Origin of the sequence: Paracoccus sp. TRP (genome assembly GCF_000185925.1) — a bacterium.
Classification (GTDB): Bacteria; Pseudomonadota; Alphaproteobacteria; order Rhodobacterales; family Rhodobacteraceae; genus Paracoccus; species Paracoccus kondratievae.
In genome coordinates this window covers 1-4,306 of record NZ_AEPN01000090.1, presented here as the reverse complement: position 1 = coordinate 4,306, position 4,306 = coordinate 1, and the positions used below count along the sequence as shown (strand labels likewise).

The following is a 4,306-nucleotide window of genomic DNA, read 5'->3' as shown; positions in this document are numbered from 1 at the left end:
GAGCTGCGCGACGAACGCGCGGCGTGGATCAAAGCCCGGTGCGACGAGGGATGCCAGCTTAACGATATTGCCGCGGCTCTTGGGATTGATCCCAGCACGGTCAGCACAACCCTGCACAGGCGCGGCCTGTCAAAGCCGCGCCCCCCTATTTGCGCCAATGGCGTCAGTTATGTGGGTCTCCGCTTCGGGCGAATGGTGGATATGTTCGACAGCCTGCCGGGCGCGGTCTGGGAGCAACTGGCCGACGAAGCGGCTCGGCGGCGCGTCTCGATAGCGGACGCCATCGCAATGCGCCTGACTGCCCTGTCCAGCGGGGAGGCGGACCCATGACCGACCTCCACCCACCCCCAAGCAAACGCAACCGGCGCATCCGCGCGGCAGAGCGAGAAGCAGCCCGCAAGGCACGGCAGGCAGAGCGGCGCAAGTTGCGGCAGAAGATCAGGCAAATGATCACGAGGGACAGATGACTAAGGCGAAAACGAAGGGGCAGAAGAGGCGAGCAAGGAAACAGGTTGGCAAGCGTGCATTGCAGGATCGCTGGTCAACGTTTGCCTCAGCCTCGCCCCGACCGCAGGAGGACCCCCGCCGCGTTGTCCTTTCCGCGCGCTGTCGCCATCTCGGCCGACCCGACAATGCCTCCAACCGTCGGGCCATGACGTGGGAGGGGCTGGGAGATCCAGTAGGGCAGGCAATCCATGTCGGGGCACGGGATGCCGCAGAGAGAGACGATCTGTGGGGCCTGTTTAAATGCCTGGACAGCGCCCATGAGGTCTACAGTCGCCGCATCATCGGGCAGGCTCGTCATCCCCGCTGCGCAAAAATCGAATTCCTGACCGAGCGATTCGAAACACGACCTGACGACAAACCCGATTTGCGCACGGATGCCGAGAGGGACGCGGATGCAAGGGCCGACTGGTCGCGTTGGTGCCGCCTCATGAGTAGTTGCAACATCGGGCACCGCATCGCTTTGCACGATGCCCTATGGCTGCGGTGCGAGTTTGTCTCCGGCGGCAGACTGACCGCCGCTGGCAGGGATATGATATCTGCGCTGCGAGAGCTGCGCTCACTGGTTGTCTAATCGCCCCTCGTCGATCAGTGTCATCAATGCCCGTTGCGCCGCCTCCGTGGCACAGCGGGATCCCCGTAGCCAGCGACCGACGGTCATCTCCGTGGTGTGCAGTTTTGGCGCGGCGGCATAGGCGCTGCCTCCATGCCGATCGATCCAGTCGCGCAGTACCTCAGCAAACGGACGAGGGTCATTAATCGGTGTCATTGCGCTTTGCATCCTGCATCCATTGGTTGGCTCGACGCCCCCACCCAGCGGGCTTGGGGGACTTGGCAGATCTCAGCAGAGCCGATTTGGTGTTTGGGTGTGCGGGCTTTCCGGTCTTACTCGCAGATAGCTTTGCTCGGGCCTCTGGTGATTTTGCTGCCTTTCGACCACGCGCGGCGGCTTCTGGCGGGACTCCGGTCTCGGTCTGCAGGCGGTCGCGGGTGCCAGGTGTGACCCGGCCAACGCCAAGCGCATGCCGCCATTTCCAGACCGTGCCCTCAGAGACGCCCCAGTGATGCTGCACGGCGGCGCTGCTCTCCATCATCACGGCGCGGATCAGGTCTCCACAGAGGATAAGGGAGTGCTTGCCGGTCTTTTTGCGGCGCGGCCACGGGATCGGCGCATTGGTCCACCCGCCGACCTCTATCGAGCCGTCCACATGATCAACCAGCCATCCGTCCGATATGTCGGGCGCGGTGTATGGGCCGAACAGCAGGGGTGGGGTGTCAGGATTGGACAATGCCGTCCTCATCCTGCATCAGCCCCAGCGCAGAGCGCACCCGATCTGGCCTGTCCGTCTCGATCCAAGCCCCGCGCGTGTCGCGCAGCAGCCTAAACGTGGCCCCATCAAGGCAGCCGCGGCTATTGCGATAGACCAAAACGCCAGCCCCATATGAGGACCGGCTGTCGTGAACCGTCCAGCGGAGAGCCTTGGGCGGCTCTCCGGGGATATGAAGGGTATAGGGCATTACCAGACTGCCTTTCCGCTGATCGCATATTGATACTCGCCGTCCATCCAGCAAGCCGCAAGAAATGCCTCGACGTCGCCGGCATCCAGCAGCGCAACTCGGTCGTTTTCGGTCGCGTCTTGCTCGATGATGGTTGGCTCAACTCCCGCTTCGATAGCCGCAGCCAGGCTATGGTGGCCGTCCATGACGACGCGGAACGTTTCACCGCCGATCTCGAATTCTGGGGAAACTTGAACCTCAAAATCGCCAGCAGCGATCTTTTCCGCAACGATCTCGTTGTTGATGTAGTGTTGCGAGGTGATGAAGTTTTCCATGTCCTGATCTCCTGTCAGAGCCTCTGATCCCCGAGGCGCGGTATCAGCGTCTTGCTGATGAGTTATATATACTAACGCAGAGTTAGCAGCGCAAGAGAAAAACGTAATCTCTTTGCATTTTTTTCCTGCCGCAGGAACTTGACCAATTATCACCAGCATGATAAGTGGGTGGCAGCGCCACGGTTATGCCGTGGCTTTTTGCGTTTTGAAGGGCTGCGTGCCTCCTCCTCCCGAACTTGCGCAGTCCTTCTGAACGACACGCCCCGCCCGAGAGATCGGCGCGGGGTTTTCGCATCAGGGCTGAACAGCGAAGTTCACGACGATCAGAGCGAGGATCGCCAGAGAAAGAACAATAGAGACGATCTGCAACTTGCGGTCGGACATTGGGTCTACCTCCTGTATTCGTCCCAAGGTTTAAGATGTTGCGCTACAGCCGACATGGCAAGGGCGACATGCTTCTTGATTGGAACATCATCCCCGGCCCTTGCGGCTGACACCCAAGCCTGTGACGTGTTGCGGGCCGTGTCCAGAATGCGGGCAACGTCAGCGCCGCTCTTGGCCCCTACAGCGTCCATCCAGTCTAGAAAAACTTGCGATTTCATCGTTTCGACCATATGTTGAGGGGGAAGGAAGCGCCCCGCCGCTAAGCGGGACGCCCCCTCGATTACCAGTGGTGGACGATGTTGGAGAGCAGCGCCACCAAGGTAACAAGGGAGATCAGAATTTGAAGGTGAATGAGTTTCATCTTCATTTTCCTTTCTTCCTGTGCGGGGAAGGCCCATCCTTCCCCCTCTGCACGATATGATAATGCACATTTTTGTGCGAACAGTCAAGGCAAAACACACCAAAAATGTGCGCCTTGGCTGTTTTTCTTTGCGCGTCAGGAGAAGCGCATGAGCCGCAAGCCATGGGCTGACAAGGGCAGCAGGCACAAGCGTGGGTATGGGGCAGCTTGGGACCGCATCAGGCTGCAAGCCCTCAGGCGCGACTGCTACCTGTGCCAGCCATGCATGAGGGCAGGTCGTATCACCGAGGCGCGGGCCGTTGACCACATCACGCCCAAGGCGCAGGGCGGATCGGACGACCTGGCGAACCTGCAAAGCATCTGCGATGAGTGCCACAAGGACAAGACGGCACGAGACGAAGGGTGGAAACGGCCCCCGACCATTGGGGTCGATGGGTGGCCGACCTGAGCCCCCCGGGGGGGGGTATCGAGGTGCCGAATGTCGATCTGCTCAGGACCCGCCGCCCAACTTCCTTTTGCTAAATCGTAAGAAAAAAGGTTGCCATGAGACAGCGCGGCAGAAAGCCCGCCGCCGATTTGGCGACGGTTACAACAGTTCAGGACCTGCGCCGGGTGGAGCGACTGATGCCGCCCTATGGCATCGGGGATGAGGAAGCCGAGGTCTGGATTCGCATTGTCGAAGATCAGGCGGCCGACGCTTTCTCCGGCAAGGATGCGGACGTGTTGGCGGCCTATTGCCGGCATGTCGTTCGTGGGAATCGGATCATGCAATTGATCGCACAAGCCGAAGGCGGTGATGCGCTAGACACGGACGAATACGACAAGTTGCTCAAGATGCATGAGCGCGAGAGCCGGGCCATGTCCTCGCTCGCAACCCGCCTGCGGATCACCAAGCAGGCAACAACGAACCATCGCGGCAATGACCAAGGCAAGAAGCGCAAGGCGCCCTGGCAAATCGAGGGGTGATCGCAACATCGCCTGGATCGAGGCGTACTGCATCGTTCCCGAGGGTCGTGATGTTGGCAAGCCGGTTCGGCTGCGGGAATGGCAGAAGCGCGAAGTTAGGAGGATTTACGATAATCCGAACGGAACGCGGCGGGCGATCCTGAGCTTTGGTCGGAAAAATGGGAAGACTGCGATCAGCGCCTTCCTGCTGTTGCTGCATCTCTGCGGGCCCGAAGCGCGACCAAATAGCCAGTTGTTGATTTCCGTCGAGACGTGACCC

6 protein-coding genes are annotated in these 4,306 nt (G+C 60.4%); 3 read left to right on the top strand and 3 right to left on the bottom strand.

From position 1 onward, the window contains the following. Window positions 1–330 (top strand): helix-turn-helix domain-containing protein (locus PARACOCCUSGL_RS22110; protein WP_010400674.1); only part of this gene is annotated, 330 nt, incomplete at its 5' end. 929 nt (window positions 331–1,259) lie between these two features. Here the strand turns inward: PARACOCCUSGL_RS22110 and PARACOCCUSGL_RS21915 are convergent. The 3 genes from PARACOCCUSGL_RS21915 to PARACOCCUSGL_RS0119705 are packed head-to-tail and all read right to left on the bottom strand — an operon-like array spanning window position 1,260 to window position 2,336. Then, window positions 1,260–1,793 (bottom strand): hypothetical protein, encoded by a 534-nt coding sequence (locus PARACOCCUSGL_RS21915; RefSeq protein ID WP_138918411.1) that lies wholly within the window; start codon window positions 1,791–1,793, stop codon window positions 1,260–1,262. Continuing rightward, window positions 1,780–2,022 (bottom strand): hypothetical protein, encoded by a 243-nt coding sequence (locus tag PARACOCCUSGL_RS21120; protein WP_010400667.1) that lies wholly within the window; start codon window positions 2,020–2,022, stop codon window positions 1,780–1,782. Before PARACOCCUSGL_RS21120 ends, PARACOCCUSGL_RS21915 begins: the two co-directional genes overlap by 14 nt. Beyond that, the gene (locus tag PARACOCCUSGL_RS0119705) at window positions 2,022–2,336 is read right to left on the bottom strand and encodes a hypothetical protein (RefSeq protein WP_010400665.1); all 315 of its coding nucleotides are present in this window, start codon (window positions 2,334–2,336) and stop codon (window positions 2,022–2,024) included. The genes PARACOCCUSGL_RS21120 and PARACOCCUSGL_RS0119705 overlap by 1 nt, the downstream gene beginning before the upstream one ends. An 893-nt stretch (window positions 2,337–3,229) precedes the next feature. On the opposite strand from PARACOCCUSGL_RS0119705, the gene PARACOCCUSGL_RS21115 reads away from it, so the two are divergent. After that, the gene (locus tag PARACOCCUSGL_RS21115; RefSeq protein ID WP_010400661.1) at window positions 3,230–3,529 is read left to right on the top strand and encodes an HNH endonuclease; all 300 of its coding nucleotides are present in this window, start codon (window positions 3,230–3,232) and stop codon (window positions 3,527–3,529) included. A gap of 95 nt (window positions 3,530–3,624) precedes the next feature. After that, on the top strand, window positions 3,625–4,047 hold the full coding sequence (locus PARACOCCUSGL_RS21110; RefSeq protein ID WP_010400659.1) for a hypothetical protein: 423 nt from the start codon (window positions 3,625–3,627) through the stop codon (window positions 4,045–4,047). Window positions 4,048–4,306 lie beyond the last annotated feature (259 nt).